This window comes from Streptomyces sp. NPDC004610 (assembly GCF_040609715.1).
Lineage (GTDB): Bacteria > Actinomycetota > Actinomycetes > Streptomycetales > Streptomycetaceae > Streptomyces.
The window spans coordinates 12,559-29,560 of record NZ_JBEXLA010000002.1; the positions used below are offsets into that span (position 1 = coordinate 12,559).

13 protein-coding genes and 2 tRNA genes are annotated in these 17,002 nt (G+C 70.9%); 6 read left to right on the plus strand and 9 right to left on the minus strand.

Features of this window, described 5'->3' with window-relative positions:
- Positions 1-15: 15 nt before the first annotated feature.
- Positions 16-1,116, plus strand: a complete 1,101-nt coding sequence (locus ABZX40_RS02175) for a PDZ domain-containing protein (protein WP_355749068.1) — start codon at positions 16-18, stop codon at positions 1,114-1,116.
- 385 nt (positions 1,117-1,501) lie between these two features.
- Here ABZX40_RS02175 and ABZX40_RS02180 read toward each other — a convergent pair whose 3' ends face one another.
- The gene (locus ABZX40_RS02180) at positions 1,502-2,044 is read right to left on the minus strand and encodes a PPA1309 family protein (protein WP_355749071.1); all 543 of its coding nucleotides are present in this window, start codon (positions 2,042-2,044) and stop codon (positions 1,502-1,504) included.
- A gap of 166 nt (positions 2,045-2,210) precedes the next feature.
- On the opposite strand from ABZX40_RS02180, the gene ABZX40_RS02185 reads away from it, so the two are divergent.
- The 3 genes from ABZX40_RS02185 to ABZX40_RS02195 all read left to right on the plus strand — a co-directional run bounded on the left by ABZX40_RS02185 (position 2,211) and on the right by ABZX40_RS02195 (position 7,371).
- Positions 2,211-5,168, plus strand: coding sequence for a UPF0182 family protein (locus ABZX40_RS02185; RefSeq protein ID WP_355749177.1), 2,958 nt, complete (start codon positions 2,211-2,213; stop codon positions 5,166-5,168).
- A 50-nt stretch (positions 5,169-5,218) separates the two neighbouring features.
- Positions 5,219-5,292 (plus strand) — tRNA-Met (locus tag ABZX40_RS02190).
- Positions 5,293-5,520: 228 nt separating this feature from the next.
- Entirely contained in the window at positions 5,521-7,371 is a 1,851-nt protein-coding gene (locus tag ABZX40_RS02195; RefSeq protein WP_355749074.1) for a sel1 repeat family protein, read from the plus strand.
- 231 nt (positions 7,372-7,602) lie between these two features.
- On the opposite strand, the gene ABZX40_RS02200 is transcribed toward ABZX40_RS02195, so the two are convergent.
- From ABZX40_RS02200 to ABZX40_RS02225, 6 genes are all read right to left on the minus strand, one after another.
- Positions 7,603-7,791, minus strand: a complete 189-nt coding sequence (locus ABZX40_RS02200; RefSeq protein WP_355749076.1) for a hypothetical protein — start codon at positions 7,789-7,791, stop codon at positions 7,603-7,605.
- Positions 7,788-10,016, minus strand: a complete 2,229-nt coding sequence (locus ABZX40_RS02205) for a SulP family inorganic anion transporter (protein ID WP_355749077.1) — start codon at positions 10,014-10,016, stop codon at positions 7,788-7,790. The genes ABZX40_RS02200 and ABZX40_RS02205 overlap by 4 nt, the downstream gene beginning before the upstream one ends.
- Positions 10,017-10,410: 394 nt before the next feature.
- A complete protein-coding gene (locus ABZX40_RS02210; RefSeq protein WP_355749079.1) occupies positions 10,411-11,013 on the minus strand; it encodes a carbonic anhydrase in 603 nt (200 codons plus the stop codon).
- A 242-nt stretch (positions 11,014-11,255) separates the two neighbouring features.
- Positions 11,256-11,915 (minus strand): response regulator transcription factor, encoded by a 660-nt coding sequence (locus ABZX40_RS02215; RefSeq protein ID WP_355749081.1) that lies wholly within the window; start codon positions 11,913-11,915, stop codon positions 11,256-11,258.
- Positions 11,818-13,392: a HAMP domain-containing sensor histidine kinase gene (locus ABZX40_RS02220; RefSeq protein ID WP_355749084.1), complete on the minus strand. Its 1,575-nt coding sequence runs from the start codon at positions 13,390-13,392 to the stop codon at positions 11,818-11,820. Before ABZX40_RS02220 ends, ABZX40_RS02215 begins: the two co-directional genes overlap by 98 nt.
- Before the next feature lie 5 nt (positions 13,393-13,397).
- A complete protein-coding gene (locus ABZX40_RS02225) occupies positions 13,398-13,826 on the minus strand; it encodes a hypothetical protein (RefSeq protein ID WP_355749087.1) in 429 nt (142 codons plus the stop codon).
- 219 nt (positions 13,827-14,045) lie between these two features.
- Between ABZX40_RS02225 and ABZX40_RS02230 the strand changes: the two genes are divergently transcribed.
- A tRNA-Met gene (locus ABZX40_RS02230) sits at positions 14,046-14,119 on the plus strand.
- Between the two features lie 180 nt (positions 14,120-14,299).
- Here the strand turns inward: ABZX40_RS02230 and ABZX40_RS02235 are convergent.
- On the minus strand, positions 14,300-14,716 hold the full coding sequence (locus ABZX40_RS02235; protein ID WP_355749090.1) for a Fur family transcriptional regulator: 417 nt from the start codon (positions 14,714-14,716) through the stop codon (positions 14,300-14,302).
- Positions 14,717-14,907: 191 nt separating this feature from the next.
- Between ABZX40_RS02235 and ABZX40_RS02240 the strand changes: the two genes are divergently transcribed.
- Positions 14,908-16,359 (plus strand): catalase, encoded by a 1,452-nt coding sequence (locus ABZX40_RS02240; RefSeq protein WP_355749092.1) that lies wholly within the window; start codon positions 14,908-14,910, stop codon positions 16,357-16,359.
- A 229-nt stretch (positions 16,360-16,588) separates the two neighbouring features.
- Here ABZX40_RS02240 and ABZX40_RS02245 read toward each other — a convergent pair whose 3' ends face one another.
- A complete protein-coding gene (locus ABZX40_RS02245) occupies positions 16,589-16,981 on the minus strand; it encodes a CBS domain-containing protein (RefSeq protein WP_355749095.1) in 393 nt (130 codons plus the stop codon).
- Between the last annotated feature and the right edge of the window lie 21 nt (positions 16,982-17,002).

Below are 17,002 nucleotides of genomic sequence, written 5' to 3' on the forward strand. Positions count from 1 at the left end.
CCGTACTGTCGGACCATGCCACGCCGTACCGTGACGATGCTCGCGTCCACCCTGATGCTGATCGCGCTGCTGTGCGCCGGGGTGCTCATCAAGGTGCCGTACTCGGAGATGTCCCCGGGGCCCACGGTGAACACGCTGGGGGAGCACGACGGGGAGCCGGTGCTCCAGATCAACGGGCGCGAGACCTACCCCACGGACGGCCATCTCAATATGACCACGGTCCGGGTCACCAGCGCCGACTACCGGATGAACCTCGTCGAGGCGGTCTACGGCTGGCTCGCCCATGACAACAAGGTCGTCCCCCACGACACGCTCTACCCGGACGGGCAGACCGAGGAGCAGTCCACGCAGGAGAACGCCGAGGAGTTCAGCCAGTCCCAGGAGAGCGCCAAGGTCGTCGCCCTGGAGGAGCTGGACATCCCGGTGCAGTCCTGGGTGATCGTCTCCACCGTCGTCAAGGACTCCCCGGCCGAGGGCGTGCTGCACGCGGGCGATGTGATCAAGGCGGTGGACGGTACGGAGGTCAAGGCGCCGGCCGATGTCGCCGAGCTGGTGACCGAGCACAAGCCGGGTGAGGACGTCGTCTTCACCATCGTGCCCGCCGACGAGCAGGCCGCCGCCGAGAAGGAGAACCGGCAGCCGGAGAAGACCGAGAAGATCACCATCACCACGGCCGCCTCGGACGACACCGGTGAGCAGCGCGCCATCGTCGGCATCTCCGCCGGGACCGACCACACCTTCCCGTTCAGCATCGACATCAAGCTCGCCGATGTGGGCGGACCCAGCGCCGGTCTGATGTTCGCGCTCGGCATCTACGACAAGCTCACCCCGGGCAGCCTCACCGGGGGCTCGTTCGTCGCCGGGACCGGGACGATCGACGACGAGGGCGAGGTCGGTCCGATCGGCGGCATCGAGATGAAGACGGTCGGCGCGCGCGAGAGGGGCGCCGAGTACTTCCTGACCCCGGCCGACAACTGCGAGGCCGCCGCCAAGGACACACCCGACGGGCTCACCCTGATCAGGGTGGCCACCATGGACGACGCGCTGGGCGCCCTCAAGGACATCCGCGACGGCGACACCGCCGACCTGACCACCTGCACACCGGCCAAGGGCTGACAGGGCCCCGTGCCGGGGCCGCCACCCTCGTGCCGACCGACACGGCGGCCAAGGGTTGACCGCCCCCCGTGATGGGGACACCGTCCCCGCGCCGACCTGCACGTGGGCCAAGGGCTGACCGCCCCAGTGACGGGGATACCGCCCCCGCGCCGACCGACACGCCGGCCAAGGGTTGACCGGGCCCAGTGACGGGGCCGCCACCCCGCGCCGACCTGCACGTCAGCCAAGGGCTAACCAGCCCCCGTGACGGGGCCGCCACCCCCGCGCCGACCGGCACGTCGGCCAGGGGCCGGCCCGACCCGCGTGACGGGAAACACCGCCCCCGCCCCGACCCGCGCCGCGGCCAAGCGCTGACCCGGGCCCGGGACCCGGGCGCCCCCGTGTTTCAGTCCGCGAACGTCGCCGTCAGCGCCTCCGCCAGCCCCGGCACCAGCTCCGAGCCGGTGACGACCTCCGTCGGGGTGTCCTTTGCGCGCAGCCGCAGCGCGGACTCGCGGCTGCCGTCCCGCAGCACCGCGACCGTCATCCGGACCTCCTGGCGGCCGGGGTGGGCGGCCACCCACTGCGCCAGCGCGGCCTCGTCCAGATCCTGCGGAACCTGGGCCTCCGCGGACGGCGGCAGCATCAGCCGCTCCACGCTCAGCGCGCATCCGGCCACCGCGTCCGGCCAGGCGATGGTGGCCAGGAACTCGTCGAGGGGCTTGTCCGTTGCCATCTCGTCCTGCTCGATCGGTGTGAGGCCGGAGGTCTCCTGCTCCGCGCCGAGACCGAGCTGGGCGGCCAGGGAGGGTTCCTGGGCCCGGAGCCGGGCGGTGTCGACGAGGGCGAAGAGGCGGGCGGGCTGGTCCCAGCCGAGACCGGAGACGTACTCGTCGATCTCCAGAACGGCCCGGGTGAGCGGGCTCGCCGCCATGGGGGTGTTGGACATGGTCACAATCCTGCCTCGTTCTTCCCCGAAATCGGGAACCGAGTAAAGCGTCAGTAAGTTGCATAGGTGAGGGCCTACGATCACGGGGCCCTTAAGACCGTCCGAAAACGGGACGGGCCGGACAGATCAACAGCGAACCTTCGAGGTGCAGACCTTGGCTTTCCAGATGCCGGACCGCGGCGGAGGCCCGACGGGGCCACGGATCAGAGTGGGCCGACCGTCCCGGCGGGTCCGGACCCTGCTCATGACGCTGGGCGTCCTTGCCGTTCTCGGCATGGCGTTCACCATGTTCGCGGGGTTCTGGACGGACTGGCTCTGGTACCGGTCGGTCAATTATTCATCGGTCTTTACCACCACCCTGTGGACCAAGATCGGTCTCTTCTTCGTCTTCGGCCTGCTGATGGCCCTGGCGGTGGGCCTCAACATCTGGCTGGCCCACCGGCTGCGCCCGCCGCTGAGCGCGATGTCGATGGAGCAGCAGAACCTCGACCGGTACCGGATGGGGATCGCGCCCTACAAGAAGTGGCTGCTGCTCGGGATCACCGCGCTGGTCGGCCTGATCGCCGGCGCCTCCGCCTCCGGGCAGTGGCGCACCTGGCTGATGTGGGTCAACGGCGTGCCCTTCGGGCAGAAGGACCCGCAGTTCAACCTGGATGTGTCGTTCTACGCGTTTGACCTGCCCTGGTACCGCTTCCTGCTGGGCTTCGGCTTCGCGGCCACGATCCTCTCGGTGATCGCCGCCGCGCTGACCCACTACCTCTACGGCGGTCTGCGGGTCACCAGCCCCGGAGCGCGGGCCACGGCCGCCGCCACCGGGCACCTCTCGGTGCTGATCGGCCTCTTCGTCTCCCTGAAGGCCGTCGCCTACTGGCTGGACCGCTACGGCCTGGCCGTGAAGTCCAGCGACTTCAAGGCGACGGACAACTGGACCGGTCTGCGATACGTGGACGCGAACGCGTATCTGCCGGCCAAGACGATCCTCTTCTGCATCGCCATCATCTGCGCGCTGCTGTTCTTCGCCACCCTGTGGCGGCGCACCTGGCAGCTGCCCGTCATCGGCTTCGGGCTGCTGGTGCTGTCGGCGATCCTGATCGGCGGGCTCTACCCGGCGATCGTGCAGAAGTTCCAGGTCCAGCCCAATGAGCAGGCCAAGGAAGCCCCGTACGTCGCCAAGAACCTCCAGGCGACCCGGGACGCGTACGACATCGCGGACGCCCAGGTCACGGATTACGACGGCAAGAGCGACACCGAGGACCTCGCCTCGCTGCGGGACGACGTGGACGCCACGGCCAGCATCCGGATCATGGACCCGAACATCGTCTCGCCGACGTTCCAGCAGCTCCAGCAGATGCGGCAGTACTACGCCTTCCCGACCAACCTGGACGTGGACCGCTACAGCGAGAACGGCCGGGACCAGGACACGGTGATCGGTCTGCGCGAGCTGAACCTCGCGGGCGTGGACAAGCAGAACTGGATCAACACCCACTTCCGCTACACCCACGGCTACGGTGTGGTCGCCGCCGAGGGCACCACGGCCGACTCCGAGGGCCGCCCGGTCTTCACCGAGTCCGACCTGCCCTCCCAGGGCAAGCTGGGCGAGTACGAGCAGCGGATCTACTACGGCGAGAAGACCACCGAGTACTCGATCGTCGGCGGTCCCCAGAAGGAGATCGACTACTCCGACGACAACGGTGAGAAAACCTACAGCTATCAGGGCGACAGCGGGGTCAGTCTCTCCAACCCGGTCAACCGGGCCGCGTACGCGGTGGCCTTCAGCGAGCCGCAGATCCTCTACTCCGGAGCGATCGGCGACGGCTCGCGGGTGCTCTACAACCGCACGCCCAAGGACCGCGTCGAGGCCGTCGCGCCCTGGCTGACCATCGACGGCGACGCCTACCCGGCGGTCGTGGGCGGGCGGATCCAGTGGATCGTCGACGCGTACACCACCACCAACGGCTATCCGTACGCCTCGCGCACCACCCTCGGTGACACCACGGCGGACTCGCTCACGGCGACGAACAACTCCCGTGCGGTGGTGGCCCAGCAGAACCAGGTCAACTACATCCGCAACTCCGTGAAGGCGACCGTCGACGCGTACACCGGCGAGGTCAAGCTCTACGAGTGGGACACCCAGGACCCGGTCCTGAAGACCTGGATGAAGGCGTTCCCGGGCACGGTCGAGCCGCGCGCGGAGATCGGCAAGGACCTGATGGATCACCTGCGGTACCCGCAGGACCTGTTCAAGGTGCAGCGCGAGCTGCTGACCCGCTACCACGTCAAGGACGCGAACACCTTCCTGAGCGGCAGCGAGGTGTGGCAGGTGCCGGACGACCCGACCAACAAGTCGGGCAACGCGGTGCCGCCGTACTACCTCAGCATGAAGATGCCGGACCAGCAGCAGCAGGCGTTCTCGCTGACGACGACATTCACGCCCAACGGGCGGGACAACCTCAGCGCGTTCATGGCGGTCGACGCGGAAGCGGGCACCGACGACTACGGCAAGATCAGAATCCTGAAACTGCCGACCAGCACCACCGTCGACGGACCCAAACAGGTGCAGAGCCAGTTCAACTCCGAACAGGACATCGCCGAGTCGATCAGGCTCCTCAGAGGTGGTGACTCGGAAGTCGAGTACGGCAATCTGCTGACCGTGCCCCTGGACGGCGGACTGCTCTATGTCGAACCGGTCTATGTCCGCGGTGGCGGCCTGAAGTACCCGCTGCTGCGCAAGGTGCTGGTCTCCTACGGCGGCAACACCGCCTTCGAGGACACCCTCGACGAAGCGCTGAACAAGGTGTTCGGCGCCGAGGGAACGGCCCCGCAGCCACCACCGGACGAGGGCGACACCGAGCAGCCACCACCGCCGACGTCCGACAACCCGACGGTGCAACAGGCGCTGGACGACGCCCAGAAGGCGTTCGACGAGGGTCAGGAGGCCCTCAAGAACGGTGACTGGGAGGCGTACGGCCGGGCGCAGCAGGAGCTGGAGGACGCCCTCCAGCGGGCCGAGGACGCCCAGTCGCAGCCGAGCGGTACGGGCGGCGGCGGCGCGAGTCCGACTCCGGGCGCCACCCCGTCGGGCAGCTCCAGCCCCAGTCCCACGGCCCGTCCGGACGCGGCCTGACCAGGGGTGAATCGCTCCTCCCGCGCCGTGGTACGGTTGGCACACAACGGCGCGGGGTGGAGCAGCTCGGTAGCTCGCTGGGCTCATAACCCAGAGGTCGCAGGTTCAAATCCTGTCCCCGCTACTGAAGTCGACGCCTTGGGCGTATGACAGCAAAGGGCCCGGATCCTTCAAGGATCCGGGCCCTTTGTGCTGGGCGAACGCAAGTACCGCAGGACGGGTCGCCGTGCCGCCGTGGAGAGTTGGGGGAGCTGTGTTTGACTTGTCTCTCTGTGGGCATGTCGACAAAACGCTGAAGTGACCTCACTGGCTGCGGTATACCAGGTGTACCCAGGTTGTTGGTGGTGCGACGATGGACGTTATGGGGGACAAGGCAACTCTGTTGGATACAGGGCGTTTTGTGCAGCCTTCCCATCGGGAAGTGATCGGCTCCGACCAGCACAGGATCGGGGCCGACCGGGACGATACGGGACAGACTGCCGAAGAGGCGCGCACCCGGGCCGCCGCCGAGGCCGGTGAGGTCGAGGCCATGAGCGTCCTCGGTGCCATGCTGCTGCGCCGCGGCGACCTCGACGGCGCCGAACCCCAGCTGCGTGCCGCCACCGCCGCCGGTGACCGGGCCGCCGCCAACAACCTCGGTGTCCTGCTGCACCAGCGGGGCTACGCGGAGGAGGCCGCCGGCTGGTGGCGGATCGCCGCCGTCGCCGGATCCGCCGCCGCCGCGCACGCCCTCGGCCGCCACCACCGTGAGCGCGGCGACGAACCCGCCGCCGAGTACTGGCAGCGCCAGTCCGCCGAGCAGGGCCATGTGCTCGGCGCCTACGCCCTCGCCGATCTCCTGGAGCACCGCGGCGACCCCACCGCCGAACTGTGGATGCGGGCCGCCGCCGAACGGGGCCACCGCGAGGCCGCCTACCGGCTCGCCCGCGAGCTGGACCGGCAGCTCCTCAAGGACCCGGCCGGCAGCGGGGCCGAGGAGGACCCAGGGGGCGTCCTGGCCGCCGAGGCCGAGCAGTGGTACCGGCAGGCCGCCGCGCGCGGTCACCGCCGGGCCGCGCTCCAGCTCGGCGCGATCCTGGAGCGGCGCGGCGAGCTGAGGGAGGCCGGCCGCTGGTATCTGACCTCCGCCAAGGACGGCGAGGCGCGGGCCGCCTGCGCCCTGGGCTTTCTGCTGCGCGACGCCGGTGACAGCGAGAACGCGGCCGTGTGGTGGCTCAAGGCCGCCCAGGACGGCGACGGCAACGCCGCCAACGCCCTGGGCGCGCTGCACGCCGAGCGCGGCGAGACCCAGACCGCCGAGCGCTGGTACCGGGCCGCGATGGACGCCGGGGACATCAACGGCGGCTACAACCTCGCGCTGCTCTGTGCCGAGCAGGGCCGCACCGCCCAGGCCGAGCAGTGGTACCGCCGCGCCGCCTACGCCGGGCACCGCGAGGCCGCCAACGCGCTCGCCATCCTGCTGCTCCAGGGCGGCGACGCCACCGGCGCCGAGCCCTGGTTCTCCAAGGCCGCCGAGGCGGGCAGCGTCGACGCCGCGTTCAATCTCGGGATCCTCTACGCGGGCCGGGGCGCCGACCGCGACGCCCTGCGCTGGTACGAGCGGGCGGCGTCCGCCGGGCACACCGAGGCCGCGCTCCAGGTCGGCATCGCCCGGCTGCGCGAGGGCGACGAGCGGGAGGCCGAACGGCATCTGCGGTGCGCCGCGGGCGGGGGCAGCGCGGAGGGGGCGTACCGGCTGGCCGCCGTCCTCGACGCCCGGCGCCCGCCGGTCTCGCCGCACGAACTGGGCGAGCCCGCCCACCTCAAGACCGAGTGCGAGGAGTGGTACGAGCGGGCCGCGTCCCAGGGCCACCGCCGCGCCCAGGTCCGCGTCGGCATGCTCGCCGCCGGGCGCGGCGATGTCGTCGAGGCCGCGCACTGGTACCGCACGGCAGCGGAGGCGGGCTCCCGCAACGGCGCCTTCAACCTCGGTCTGCTGCTGGCCCGCGAGGGCAGCGAGCCCGAGGCAGCGGTGTGGTGGACCCGCGCCGCCGACGCCGGCCACGGCCGCGCGGCCCTGCGCCTGGCCCTGGTCTACGCCCGCCGCGGCGAACTGGCCGAGGGCCAACGCTGGGCGGACCGCGCGGTCACCCTGGGCCCCCAGGAGGTAACAGAACGAGCGGCCCGCCTCAGAGACGCCCTGAGAGAAGAACTGTCGGCCTGATCCTCACAACGCGGCTCAGAGCAACACCGCAAGGGGCGCGGGGAACTGCGCGCCCAGCCCCCCACCAACCCGCACCCACCCACAACCGCACCCACCCACAACCGCACCCACCCTCCCCCCAGCGGACGCGCAAAGGCGCCGAGGTCTCCATGAGCCCGGTATGGAGACCCCGGCGCCGGCAACCGGTCGGTGGCGGAGCCGACCGGTCGTCTGTGGCCGCCGCCCGCGCGGCTAGCGCGAGCGCATCGTCGGCGGCAGCGGCGGCTGCCCCGGTTCGACCGTCGTGTGCATTTCGGGGTGACGGGCGAGGAGTTCCGGATCGTCCTGACACGCCGTCAGGAACCGGTGCAGCGACTTCAGCAGCAGGAACAGGGTGTCGTCGTCGTCAACCCGCATGTCCCTCAGGTGCGGTCGTTTCATCGCCGGGTCCCCTCGCCGTACTGCTGGGCGGCCCACTCGTCCTCCGGGCCCCAGTACCCGGTGCCCTGGCCCGGCTGGGCGTACGGCCCGTACGGGTCGGGTGCCTGGCCCGTCCAGGGCTGCTGGGGCGGGGGCGCGGGGTGATGGTGACCGGGGTGGGGCTGGTGCGCCTGGCCGGGATGGGCCTGGGCGGGGTGCGGCAGATGACCGGGGTGCCCACCGTGCCCCGGGTGACCGGCGGCATGCCCCGGATGCCCCGCGCCATGCTGGTGCCCCGGATGCGCCTGCGCCGGCACCCCGTGCACCGGCTGCCCGGGATGAACGGGATGAACGGGATGCCCCGGATGAACGGGCTGCGCGGCGTGAACAGGATGAACGGGCTGCGCGGCAGGGACGTGATGGACCGGATGAACGGGATGGACAGGCTGCCCGGGATGGACCGGGTGACCCACATGCCCTGAATGCCCCGACTGACCCGACTGCCCAGGCTGCCCATGGGCGAACCCCTGCCCCATCAGATGCCCCGGCCCCTGCACCCCGCCAGCCGCCCCCACAGCCGCACCCGGCATAGGCGGCGCCGCCCCCGTAGAGGCATACGGCCGCACCAGCCCCTCCGCGTCGCGACCGTCCCGGACATCCCGACCGTCCCGCTCGCCCCCCGTCCGAACCGTCGTCCGGACCTCCGAGACCTCCGTCTCCAGAGTGTCGGCGACGACCTCCGCGACGACCGGCTCCCGCTCCCGCTCCTCCCCGGCCTCCTTCGTCCCGCCCTTGCGGTCCTCCGGCAGCCGTACGTCCACATGCAGGGCGCCCGACTTGCGGCGCTGCTCCGCCCACTCCTCGATCTGGCTGCGGCAGGCGAGGTCGAGATGGGAGAGGCCCGAGGCGTCCACATGGACGCGGGGCTTGTCGGCGATGGACGCCAGGGCGTCGATCAGCTTCGGCAGCCGCAGGAACGTGGCGTTGCCCTTGAGTTCGACGCGTCCGGTGTCGTCCGTCGTCGTCCGCTTGATGGTCATCCGGGACATCCGCAGCGCCACGAGCACGATCGCCACGGCCAGTCCGGCGAGCACGCCCTCCAGCAGATTCGCGACGACGATCGCTCCGGTGGTGATCAGCATCACGATGCCCTCACCCCGGTCGGTCTGCCACATCTGCTTGAAGGCGGGCGGGTTGAACAGCTTCCAGCCCGCGTGCAGCAGCACCCCGGCCAGCACCGAGACCGGGATCAGCCCCAGCAGGCCCGGCAGCAGCAGACCGAAGCCCAGCAGCCAGGCGCCGTGCAGAATGCGGGAGATCTTGGTCTTGGCGCCCGCCTGGACATTGGCCGCGCTGCGGACGATCACCGCGGTCAGCGGCAGCGCCCCGACCAGCCCGGCGATGGTGTTGCCGACGCCCTGGGAGAACAGCTCGGCGTTGTACTTGGTCCGGGGGCCGGTGTGCATCCGGTCCACGGCCGCCGCGCTGAACAGGCTCTCGGCGGAGGCGATCACGGTGAAGGTGACGATCATCGTGAGCAGCGCCGGGTCGAGGAGGTGGCCCAGCGCGGACGGGGTGACGAAGGTGATCGCGTCCAGCATGTTGCCGAACGACACCTTCTTGACCTCGAAGCCCGGCATCGCGCCGATGACACAGCCCAGCATCACCGCGATCAGCGGCGCCGGGACCTTGCCCAGCGGCTCCGGGACCTTCTTCCACACGAAGCACAGCACCAGCGCCATCAGGCCGAGCACCAGCGCGGCGGCCTTGTGCTTGTCCCCGGCCACCGCGGAGGCCAGATCGGGGAGCCCGGCGATGTTCTTCAGGGCCGTGCCCAGCTGCTTGGAGTCGACCATGGCGTAGGTCTGGCTGAGGATCAGCGGGACGCCGATACCGGCCAGCATGCCCTGCACCACCGAGACAGAGATGGACTGGAAGATCCGGCCGGCCCGCAGCGCGCCCAGCGCCATCTGGAGCAGCCCGCTGACCAGCACCACCGGCCCCAGCAGGCCGACACCGTGCTCGGTGACGAACTCCAGCACCAGCACCGCGAGCCCGGCGGCCGGACCGCTCACCTGGAGCGAGCTGCCGGGCAGGAAGCCCACCACGAGCCCGCCGATGATGCCGGAGATGATGCCCAGCGCGACCGGCACACCGGAGGCCGCGGCGACCCCGATGCACAGGGGGAGGGCGACGAGGAAGACGACGACGGAGGCGACGAGGTCGGTGCCGAAGGAGGCACTCATGGGCTCGCTCGCGACAGCGGGGGCACCACCGCCGCCGCCACTGCGGGAGCCCGCGCTCCGCCGCGCGTGCTTTCCGGAACTGCCGAGACGTACTCGGTCGTTTGACACAGTGTTCGATCCTTTCGCCGCATCCGGCGCCGGGCCGGTGAGAGACCGGCGGGGCCGGCGGGAGCCGGTGGGGCCCGTGCGCGCCGGGCCGGGTCCGGGAGGTCCCGGTGGCCGCGCGAGGTGTGCCGGTGGCGCCCCCGACCCGGCAGGGACCGGGGCGGGGCGCACGGGGCGGTGGGGCCGGATGCGTCTGTGGGGGGCGGGGATGGGGGGAGAGGAGGAGGCCGGATCCGGTAGGAGCGTCCGGCCCGGGTTGCCGCTCGTTTCACCGGGCTGGGCGCCCGGGTCAGTGGAGGTGGAACTCGCCGTCACCGTCGTCGAGTTCGAGGACCTCGGCGGTGTCCACGCGGTAGTACCAGCCGTGCAGCCGCAGCCGTCCGGCCGCCACCGCGGAGGCCACCTCGGGGTAGCCGCGCAGGGTGTCGAGCTGGGCGGCGACATGGCGCTGGACGAACGCGGCCATCGCCGGGTCCTGCGGCGGGGTGTCCAGCAGCGGCCCGAGGCCGGGCCGGGCGAAGGAGACCCAGCGGTCCACGCTGGGCAGTGCCGCGAGGTCCTGCCCGCTGGCCACGGCCCCGATGGCACCGCAGTGCGAGTGGCCGCAGACGACGACGTCCTCGACCTGGAGCACGTCCACCGCGTATTGCAGGGTGGCGGCCTCGCCGGAGAAGCGGTCGGGGTCGTAGGGCGGGACGATGTTGCCGGCGTTGCGCAGTTCGAAGACCTCGCCGGGGCCGGTGCGCAGGATCAGCGCGGGCACCACACGGGAGTCGGAGCAGGTGATGAACAGGGTGCTCGGGCTCTGTCCGGCGGCGAACCGCAGGAAGGTCTCGCGCTGGGGGGCGATGCGGTCGTGGAAGGTCCGTGCGTTGTCGAGCAGTTTCTTCATGAGTGTGCTCCAGGCCGGATCTGCGAATCGGCAGCCGCGGGCTGACACCACCGGGGCCGCCGGTAGGGGGGAGGGACACCGGGGGGCGGTGTCCTGGCCCGGAAGCATGCGCGTGGGCGATGAGTCGGCTGTGAGATCACGGTGAGAGAGTTCTCACCGCTTGGACAACGTTGTCGGAGCGCGGTGACAGCGACCCGTAAACGTGACGCAGACTCACGTAATGCCAGCTCGGAGCCGCCGCGTCAGGCTCGCAGCCGGTACCCCACCCCCCGTACGGTCTCCACCCGGTCGGGGCCGAGTTTGCGCCGTACGTAGCGGACGTAGACATCGACGATGTTGGAGCCGGGGTCGTAGTCGAAGCCCCAGACCCGGCTGAGGAGCTGTTCGCGGGTCAGGACCTGGTCGGGGTTGCGCAGAAAGACCTCGGCGAGGGCGAACTCCCGGGCGGACAGCTCGGCCACCCGGCCGTCGACATGGACGCGCCGGGTGCGCAGATCGAGCACCAGATCGCCCGCCCGCAGCAGCGAGGACTCCGGGCCGCCCTCCGCGCGCAGCCGCAGCCGTACCCGGGCGAGTAGTTCCTCGAAGGCGAACGGCTTGGAGATGTAGTCGTCCGCGCCCCCCTCCAGACCGGCCACGACGTCCGAGACGCTGTCGCGGGCGGTGAGGATCACCACGGGCAGGGTCACCCGCATCTCGCGCAGCTTGCGCAGCACGGTCAGTCCGTCGACGGCGGGCAGCCCGAGGTCCAGGATCATCAGATCGCAGTCGCCGGAGCGGGCCTGCTCGTAGGCCGACAGACCGTCAGCCACTACGGAGGTAGTGAAGCCATGTCCGCGTAAGCCCCTTTCTACGAAGGAGGCGATTCCCGCCTCGTCCTCCGCTATGAGAATCCGGTGCATGGTGTCCTTCCTGGCCGGGGTAGTACGCCGGAAGTTCGAGTACGAAGCGGGCGCCGCCGGTCGTCGCGTCCTCCACCCACGCGACGCCGCCGTGCGCCTCGGTGATCTCACGGACGATCGCGAGGCCCAGCCCGATCCCCGCGCCCGCGCTGCCGTCGGGCGCCCCGCCCGCGGAGCCGGGGCCGGCCTGGGCGAACCGGGCGAAGATCCGCTCCCGGTCCATCGGGCCGACCCCGGGACCGGTGTCGCGCACCCACAGCAGCACCCTGTCGCCCCGGATCGCCGACCCCATCTCGATGAGATCGCCGTCCAGGGTGTGCCGTACGGCGTTGGCGGCGAGCTGGATCAGGCCCTGGGTGAGCCGCTGGCCGTCGACCAGCACGGTGGCCTCGGCGACGGCCGCCACCCGCCAGTAGCGGTCGCCGAGCGCGCGGGCCTTGGCGACGACATCCACGATCAGATCGGTGAGGTTGGTCTCGCCGATGTTCAGGAAGTCGGGCCGTTCGGCCTTGGCGAGCAGCAGCAGATCGTCCACGATCCGGCTCATCCGGTCGAGTTCGTCCAGGACCAGCGCGCGGGTCGCCGCCCGCTCGGCCACCGCCACATCCCAGCCGACGCGTGGCGGCCCGCCGGGATCCAGCAGTTCCAGATGGCCGCGGACGACGGTGATGGGGGTGCGCAGTTCGTGCCCGACCTCGTCCAGGAAGCGCCGCTGGGCGGTGAAGGCGTGCTCCAGCCGGTCCAGCATCCGGTTGAAGGTGTGGGCGAGCGCGGCCACGTCGTCGTCGCCGCGCACATCGAGGCGCTGGGTGAGGTCGGACTCGCTGATCCGGGCGGCGGTGTGCCGCACCAGCCGGACCGGGGCCAGGATTCGCCCCGCCACCAGCCAGCTCGCCCCGCCCGCCAGCACCAGCGCGCCGAACCCGGTGCCGAGCAGCATCTTGGCGACCCGCCGCTCCTCGGAGAGCTGCCGGTCCCGGAACTCCAGGATCACCAGCCGGACATCGTGCGGGTCGCCGGCCACCCGGACCGGGATCACCCCGTAGCGGACCCGGCCCACCGAGGCGTCGGTCAGCCAGCCGACCCGGGCGCGGTCGGCGGGCAGCGCGGACAGCAGCGCCACCACCTCGGGGTCGCGGTCCAGCCGGGCCGGGGCCGAGGCGGAGCTGCGGCGGTCCGCCTGGCCGTCGACGATGCTGAAGAAGGTCTCCTCACGGTTGGGCAGATTGATGGTCATGAACGCGGTCAGCAGGGACGCCCCGTCCGGATAGCGCGGACCGGTGCCCGGCTGCTCGCTGCTCGCCGCGAACTGGCGGAGTTTCTCGCCCTCGCGCAGTAGTTGGGCGTCGATCTGGTCGTCGAGCTGGGTCTGCCACACCACGGTGATACCGATGGTGGGCAGGGCGAGTGCCGCGCCCACGAGGAGCAGCATCCAGCCGACGATCTTCGATCGCGCGCTGGCGGTGTGCCGCCGCATGGCGATCAGTCTCCGCCTCCGTCGTCGTCCGATCCGCCGGCTCCGTCGTCGTCATCGTCGTCGGCCGGGGGCGGTGCGGTGGAGGGGTCCTCGCTGCTGCGGGGTGGGGTGAGCGAGGGGACGGGCCGTCCGCCCGGGGGCTCGGTGGAGGCCGGGGGCGTGGGGGATTTTGGGGCGGGCAGCAGGGTGGGGGCCGTGCTGGTGGGGGTGGCCGTGGGGGTCAGGGGGGAGGACGAGGGCCCGTGCGGCGACTTCGGTGGCGCCGACCGCGAGGCGGACGGGGTGGTGCCCGCGCTCGGGTTCCGTACCTCGATCGAGGGCCCCAGATCCAGCGGCCGTCCCTGGTCCACCAGGGCCTTTCCCACCACCATCCCGGCCCCTGCCAGCGTCGCGACCACGGTGATCGCCAGATTGGCTTTCCGAAGCCTCTTCATGGGGTGATTGTCCAGTCCAATCGAACAGTTGCCTGAAAGAGGAGAGGATTCTCATCTCTTGAGGGATGGATGGGGTGCATGTGGTTGACGCTTGGTGGTGCCTTGGTGCGCGCCTGGAGATACGCGCGGCCGAACCCGACTGCTCGGTAGCTCCCGAACCGACGTCGGCACGGCGATTTGCCTCGCCGGTCCCCGGTGACGTAACGTTGCATTCACCGACGCGGGGTGGAGCAGCTCGGTAGCTCGCTGGGCTCATAACCCAGAGGTCGCAGGTTCAAATCCTGTCCCCGCTACTCAAGGCCGAGGGCCGGAACCCGATCAGGGTTCCGGCCCTCGGTGTTTCTGTGGTTACGGCCGTGTTTCGGTCCGGTACCGGCGCCCGCGCCCGGGATGCCGAAGGCCCCGGCGCCTGTGAGGTGCCGGGGCCTTCGTGGAGATGACCAGGGGCGTCGCGCGCTCGCGGACCGCCGGGGTTACGCGCTCGCGCAGTTGGGGCAGATGCCGCGGAACGTCATCTCGACGTCCGAGATCGTGAACCCGAAGCGCTCGGAGTCGGGGAGGTCGGCCAGCGGATTGCCGGTCGGATGCACGTCCCGGATCGCGCCGCACTGGGCGCACACCAGATGCTGGTGCGGCCGGTGGGCGTTGGGGTCGTAGCGCTTGGCCCGTTTGTCGGTGCTGACCTCAAGGATCTCGCCGAGCGAGACCAGTTCGCCGAGGGTGTTGTAGACCGTCGCCCGGGAGATCTCGGGCAGCTTGGCCACGGCACGGGCGTGCACCTCGTCGGCGGTCAGATGGACATGATCACCGGCGAGCACCTCGGCGACGACGCGCCGCTGCGCGGTCATCCGCCATCCGCGTCCGCGCAGCCGTTCCAGAAGGTCACTCATGCAGACCACCTTAACAGCAAGGGGCCCAGGTCCTGAATAGGTGTGGCTTTAGAGCGCTGCTTGACTTGGACTTAGTCCATTGTAGGATCGATTACGGATTTGGGTCATGGGCAGGACACCGCCATGACCAGGCATGGCCGGGTACGCCGGTCATGGCCAGGACAGTGACAGAAGCGCAGCTGGAGGCGGACGTGACGCAGGGACCGCTCACCACGGAGGCCGGGGCCCCGGTCTCCGACAACCAGAACAGCGAGGCGGCCGGCATCGGCGGTCCGCTGCTGATCCAGGACCAGCTCCTGCTGGAGAAGCTCGCCCACTTCAACCGGGAGCGCATCCCGGAGCGGGTGGTGCACGCCCGCGGGGCCGGCGCCTACGGCACCTTCACGGTGACGGCCGATGTCACCCCGTACACCCGGGCGGCGTTTCTCTCCGAGGTCGGCAAGGAGACCGAGGTCTTCCTGCGGGTCTCGACGGTGGCCGGGAACCTGGGCGCGGCGGACGCGGTGCGCGACCCGCGCGGCTGGGCGCTGAAGTTCTACACCGAGGAGGGCAACTACGACCTCGTCGGCAACAACACCCCCGTCTTCTTCATCAAGGACGGGATCAAGTTCCCGGACTTCATCCACACCCAGAAGCGCGACCCGTACACCGGCTCCCAGGAGGCGGACAACGTATGGGACTTCTGGGGGCTCAGCCCGGAGGCCACGCACCAGGTGACCTGGCTGTTCGGCGACCGGGGCATCCCGGCGTCCTACCGGCACATGAACGGCTACGGCTCGCACACCTATCAGTGGACCAACGACGCCGGTGAGATCTTCTGGGTGAAGTACCACTTCAAGACCGACCAGGGGATCAAGAACCTCACCGCAGGCGAGGCCGAGCTGCTCGCCGGGCGAGACCCCGACTCCCATCAGCGGGATCTGCGCGAGGCCATCGAGCGCGGGGAGTTCCCGAGCTGGACCGTGCAGGTGCAGATCATGCCGGCGGCGGACGCGGCCACGTACCGGTTCAACCCGTTCGACCTCACCCGGGTCTGGCCGCACGCGGACTATCCGCCGGTCACCATCGGGCGGCTGGAGCTGAACCGCAACCCGGAGAACGTCTTCGCCGAGGTCGAGCAGAGCGTCTTCTCCCCGGCGCATCTGGTGCCCGGCATCGGCCCGTCCCCGGACAAGATGCTCCAGGCCCGGCTGTTCGCGTACGGCGACGCCCACCGCTACCGGGTCGGCATCAACGCCGACCAGCTCCCGGTGAACCGGCCGCACGCCACCGAGGCGCGCACCCACGGGCGGGACGGCCTTCTCTACGACGGCCGCCACAAGGGCGCCAAGAACTACGAGCCGAACAGCTTCGGCGGCCCGCACCAGACCGGCCGCCCGCTCTGGGCGGCCACCCAGGTCAGCGGGGTCACCGGGGAGCACCCGGCGCCCGCGCACGCCGAGGACGACGACTTCGTCCAGGCCGGTGATCTCTACCGGCTGATGTCCGAGGGCGAGCGGGAGCGGCTGATCGCCCATCTGGCCGGCTCGATCGCGGGTGTCTCGCGCGAGGACATCGCCGAGCGCGCCATCGCCAACTTCCGCCGGGCGGACGACGACTTCGGCAAGCGGCTGGAGGCCGCGGTCCAGGCACTGCGGGGCTGACGACAGCGGCTGGCGGTAGCGGCTGAGGCAGCGCCTGGCGGCAGGCGCTGACGGCACCCCGGTCCGTCGCCTCCGACGCCCCGCGCGCCGGAGACGACGGACCGCTTGCCGCGGTGGCGGGCCGGATTCCCGGGAGCCCGGAGGGCCTGGAGATCCCGGGGAGCCCGGAGAGCCCGGCCCGCTTCGGCGTCCGACGGGGACATCGGCCGGTCAGGCGGACACTCCGTGGCTACGCGGGCACGCCCTGGTGGTGCGGGGCCCAGCAGCGGATGATGTCGCGGACCGAGACGATCCCGGCCGGTCCGCCGCGCTCCAGCACGATCAGATGCCGGAAGCCGCCGTGGGACATCGCGTGGGCCGCCTCCTCCAGGGTCCAGGCCGGGGCGGCGAAGACGACATCGGTGGTGGTGTGGGCGTGGGCGCGCTCGGTGTCCGGGTCCTGGCCCAGACCGACGGAGTTGAGGATGTCGCGCTCGGTGAGTATGCCGATCCCGTCGGCATCGGGATCGTGGACCACCGCCGCGCCGACCCGCCGCGCGGACATCAGCGCGGCGGCCTGGCGGAGTGTGTGGTCGGGGCCGATGGTGAGGACCACGGTGCTCATGGCGTCACGGACGAGCATGGGCTGGAGCCACCTCCTTGA

What these genes read in the sequence shown, in the direction of transcription:
- ABZX40_RS02220 (WP_355749084.1), bottom strand. Translation starts at nt 13,392, where the DNA reads ATGCGGCGGCACACCGCCAGCGCGCGATCGAAGATCGTCGGCTGGATG.
- ABZX40_RS02225 (WP_355749087.1), bottom strand. Translation starts at nt 13,826, where the DNA reads ATGAAGAGGCTTCGGAAAGCCAATCTGGCGATCACCGTGGTCGCGACG.
- ABZX40_RS02215 (WP_355749081.1), bottom strand. Translation starts at nt 11,915, where the DNA reads ATGCACCGGATTCTCATAGCGGAGGACGAGGCGGGAATCGCCTCCTTC.
- ABZX40_RS02175 (WP_355749068.1), top strand. Translation starts at nt 16, where the DNA reads ATGCCACGCCGTACCGTGACGATGCTCGCGTCCACCCTGATGCTGATC.
- ABZX40_RS02180 (WP_355749071.1), bottom strand. Translation starts at nt 2,044, where the DNA reads ATGTCCAACACCCCCATGGCGGCGAGCCCGCTCACCCGGGCCGTTCTG.
- ABZX40_RS02210 (WP_355749079.1), bottom strand. Translation starts at nt 11,013, where the DNA reads ATGAAGAAACTGCTCGACAACGCACGGACCTTCCACGACCGCATCGCC.
- ABZX40_RS02235 (WP_355749090.1), bottom strand. Translation starts at nt 14,716, where the DNA reads ATGAGTGACCTTCTGGAACGGCTGCGCGGACGCGGATGGCGGATGACC.
- ABZX40_RS02200 (WP_355749076.1), bottom strand. Translation starts at nt 7,791, where the DNA reads ATGAAACGACCGCACCTGAGGGACATGCGGGTTGACGACGACGACACC.
- ABZX40_RS02195 (WP_355749074.1), top strand. Translation starts at nt 5,521, where the DNA reads ATGGACGTTATGGGGGACAAGGCAACTCTGTTGGATACAGGGCGTTTT.
- ABZX40_RS02185 (WP_355749177.1), top strand. Translation starts at nt 2,211, where the DNA reads ATGCCGGACCGCGGCGGAGGCCCGACGGGGCCACGGATCAGAGTGGGC.
- ABZX40_RS02245 (WP_355749095.1), bottom strand. Translation starts at nt 16,981, where the DNA reads ATGCTCGTCCGTGACGCCATGAGCACCGTGGTCCTCACCATCGGCCCC.
- ABZX40_RS02205 (WP_355749077.1), bottom strand. Translation starts at nt 10,016, where the DNA reads ATGAGTGCCTCCTTCGGCACCGACCTCGTCGCCTCCGTCGTCGTCTTC.